This window comes from Candidatus Glassbacteria bacterium (genome assembly GCA_019456185.1).
GTDB lineage: Bacteria > Gemmatimonadota > Glassbacteria > GWA2-58-10 > GWA2-58-10 > JAJRTS01.
In genome coordinates, this window is record VRUH01000013.1 from 1 (window position 1) to 3,081 (window position 3,081).

General features: G+C 54.4%; 5 protein-coding genes. All 5 read right to left on the bottom strand.

Features of this window, described 5'->3' with window-relative positions; all coding sequences use genetic code 11:
* Window positions 1-161: 161 nt before the first annotated feature.
* Window positions 162-887, bottom strand: a complete 726-nt coding sequence (locus FVQ81_06815; protein ID MBW7996267.1) for a HEAT repeat domain-containing protein — start codon at window positions 885-887, stop codon at window positions 162-164.
* A gap of 76 nt (window positions 888-963) precedes the next feature.
* Entirely contained in the window at window positions 964-1,353 is a 390-nt protein-coding gene (locus FVQ81_06820; protein ID MBW7996268.1) for a polymer-forming cytoskeletal protein, read from the bottom strand.
* Window positions 1,354-1,356: 3 nt separating this feature from the next.
* Complete coding sequence (locus FVQ81_06825) at window positions 1,357-2,040, bottom strand: hypothetical protein (GenBank protein MBW7996269.1); 684 nt, start codon at window positions 2,038-2,040, stop codon at window positions 1,357-1,359.
* Between the two features lie 190 nt (window positions 2,041-2,230).
* Window positions 2,231-2,764, bottom strand: coding sequence for a low molecular weight protein arginine phosphatase (locus FVQ81_06830; GenBank protein MBW7996270.1), 534 nt, complete (start codon window positions 2,762-2,764; stop codon window positions 2,231-2,233).
* 33 nt (window positions 2,765-2,797) lie between these two features.
* Window positions 2,798-3,081 (bottom strand): hypothetical protein (locus FVQ81_06835; GenBank protein MBW7996271.1); only part of this gene is annotated, 284 nt, incomplete at its 5' end.

Sequence of the window (3,081 nt, forward strand, 5' to 3'; positions counted from 1 at the left end):
TGGTAAGCCGGATCTACCATCTCGACCGCGGGTATGAAAATCTGGAAACCAAGCTTGCCAGGCTTGGAGCCAGGATCCTGCGTATCTCCGAATAAAAAAACCGGTTCCCGCCCACCTGGCGAAAACCGGTCGCTTGTTAACGACTTTGCCTGCTCCGGCGGTTATTCTCCCCGTTTAAGCCGCGCAACAGTACTGTCCGCCAGTTCACCGACCCAGTCCGTGTCCGCTTTCCCGTGCGCCTGCCGGCTGATCTCTTCGAGTACCGGAATCGCTTTCTCCCCGCCGACCAGAGCCAGAACGGTCACGGCCTTGGCCTGAATCTCCGGGTCCTGGCTGTTGGCCAATTCCACCACCTGATCGTAAATATCTGTATAGCCGTGGTTAGCCAGCGCCATGGCGGCTTCCGATCTCAGGAATTCTAGGGTCACGTCGCTTGATTTCGATCCCAATGTAAAGCCGGGGTCAAATACCTGCACCAGATAATGCGTGGAAAGGCTGTCTTCAAATTCCGCCAGTGCGTAGAGGCAGAACAGCCTGACCGTGTTGTAAGGGTCTTTTAACAGCGCTTTTCCCATGAACGGTATCAATTCGGCGCCCTTTTCGATAATCCTTTCCTTCGCCTGCAGATAGAATTGCTGGGCGTAATCGATCGACTTGCCGCCCTGCACAAGCTGGACTTTCCAGACCGTGGTAATCGAGGCCAGGTCGCTTGATTTCTTGTTGAGATTGTACCTGGCGACGCTCATCGCGTTCTGGTACTGTTGCTGGTCGTAAAGCTGCTCCACTTCGCTGAGCCGATCACCCTGAGGAACGCTCACCGAACAGCCAACGATGATAACGCCAACGGTTATTATCAGGGAAATCAGTTTACCGGACTCACAAAACATAATGCCTCCAAATTGAAGATACTCCGGTAACGCCTGAATGCGGGAAAGCCTGAGTGAAACGGCGGAAAATCAAGGTCTAGCGGACCATGTTGCATTTGCCGTTAAACACCACGCCCTCCTCGATTGTCAGTTCGGCCGTTTCGACATTGCCGATCAGTTGGCCCGGGTCCTGGATCGCTACCCTGCTGGCAGCGAAAATATTACCATGGACCTGGCCGCTGTTGATCACGGTATCGGCATAGATGTCACCGCTGACAATTGCCTGATCGCCGATAATCAGCGTGTTTTTTACCCCGTTCTTCTTCTCACCGAAAATCTCGCCGTCAACTTTGCCGTCAATCCGCATGGTACCCGAGAACACCAGCCGGCCGTCGAGTTTTGTCGACTCTCCCAGCACGCTGTTAATACTGTCGATAACCAGCCTATTCTTCTTGTGGAACATAGCTCCTCTCCGGCGGCCATACATGGTTCAAGAGGCGGGCACAGGTTCCCTGACGTGAGCGATAAGCTTGCCTGTATCCGAATAGACCAGAATTTCCAGTATCCCGGCCTCCAAGGACAGCTTCAATTCACCGCGGTAACCCTTGAAGCGACGAATCGCGTAAAGGTCTCCCTGATGGTAATCTACTGGGAAACCTTCCTTGAAACCAACTTCGGGAAACGACGATATTATTTTGTTATTTTGCGTCTTCAGGACGACGAACAGGTAGCCTCTTAACAGAATTCCGGTTCCGGTCGTATTTCGCAGATCGAACGTAAAGCTCAAGCTGCCGGCCGATCGGTCTGAGCCAATCTTGAGTCCCTCGATCGCAACCATGCCGGTCGACTCGAAGACTGCTTCGCTGAGAACCGAGGCCTGAGGAGGGACTTCCTCGGTTACAGCCAAATCTTCATCCGTCTTCGCTTGCGTTACCAGCAGTCGATCGAGCGTGCTTTGCAGGCTGCCCGTCTCCGTTTTCAGCGACCGGATGATTGTTTCGAGCTGCTGGTTGTCCTTGTACAGAGAATAATAGCCTTTGATAAAAAAAGCGTAGGTCGACGCAATTCCCGCCAGCAGCACAACAACAAAGATCAGGAGTTTTACCGAGATCTGGTAAGTCAGCGGACGGTTGGTGTCTTTCATGAAGATGACTGTAAGGGAGTTCTTCTTCATTTAGCGCACCTCTTGCTGCTTATATACCATGGGTCATGCCGCATTTTCTCTGTCTCGATACCCGGTTTTACCGTATCCTGGTTTTAATTCCTCCCTCGATTCAACTCGGCTGCAGGCTTCAGCACAACCATTGTGAGACAAATCTATCCTGATGCAGGGAGCAAGTCAATTGAAATCGCGACGAAACCCGTCAATCGCGGGTACTCTCTCTTTCCAATGCAACTCTGTTTCGTAGGTATTCCAGCAGCCCGTCCAGACAGCTCAGGATCGTATCGAAGACATGCTCATATTCTTTGCGGCCGCCCCCGAACGGATCTCTTATCCCTTCTTCGTTTGTGGATAATTTCCTGTCGGAATGAAATGGGCCGAGCTGCAGCAGTTCTTTTCCGGCGGCCTGCTTAAGCTGTTCGAGCGGCAACAGGTGCGTACGCTGCATGCCAATCAGCATATCCGCCGACTTGAAAATCTTCTTCGTGAGCTGCCGGCTGCGGTGCGGCGAGAGATCGAGGCCGCGGTCCGAAGCGACCTGGACCGCCATCGAACTGGCCCGGGCGCCATCGCGGGCCATCAGGCCGGCCGAAGACACCTCCACCAGACGGTCCAGCTCATTGCGCTGCAAAAGCTTGCGGAAAGCGGTTTCGGCCAGCGGGCTGCGGCAGGTATTACCCGTGCAGACAAACAGAACCGAGAGTTTCTTTTTTTTCGCTCTTCTGGCCGACATCATCGCTTTCCGTGCAATGCATCGCGGTCAAACCGGTCATCGAATGAATTTCAATCCGCAGTCCTTCTCGATATCCACCGCCGCAACGGCGCCATCCCGCAGCAGGCGGTAACCGGCGGGATTGCTCATGTCCACGATAGTCGAGGCAATGCGCTGAACGTTATCGAGTCCTGTGTCGATTACGGCCAGCTCCGGCGCTTCCTCACTGTTGTCGCGATACAGGCCGCGCGCGAATTCCATGCTGTCGGCCGGCAGCGGCTCTCCGGACCGGCCCAGGCTGGTGCTCGCCATCGGCAAGCCGAGCCGCTCCATCAGCGCGG

Coding starts and splice junctions, on each gene's coding strand:
- FVQ81_06830 (MBW7996270.1), bottom strand. CDS start 2,764: ATGATGTCGGCCAGAAGAGCGAAAAAAAAGAAACTCTCGGTTCTGTTT.
- FVQ81_06825 (MBW7996269.1), bottom strand. CDS start 2,040: ATGAAGAAGAACTCCCTTACAGTCATCTTCATGAAAGACACCAACCGT.
- FVQ81_06820 (MBW7996268.1), bottom strand. CDS start 1,353: ATGTATGGCCGCCGGAGAGGAGCTATGTTCCACAAGAAGAATAGGCTG.
- FVQ81_06815 (MBW7996267.1), bottom strand. CDS start 887: ATGTTTTGTGAGTCCGGTAAACTGATTTCCCTGATAATAACCGTTGGC.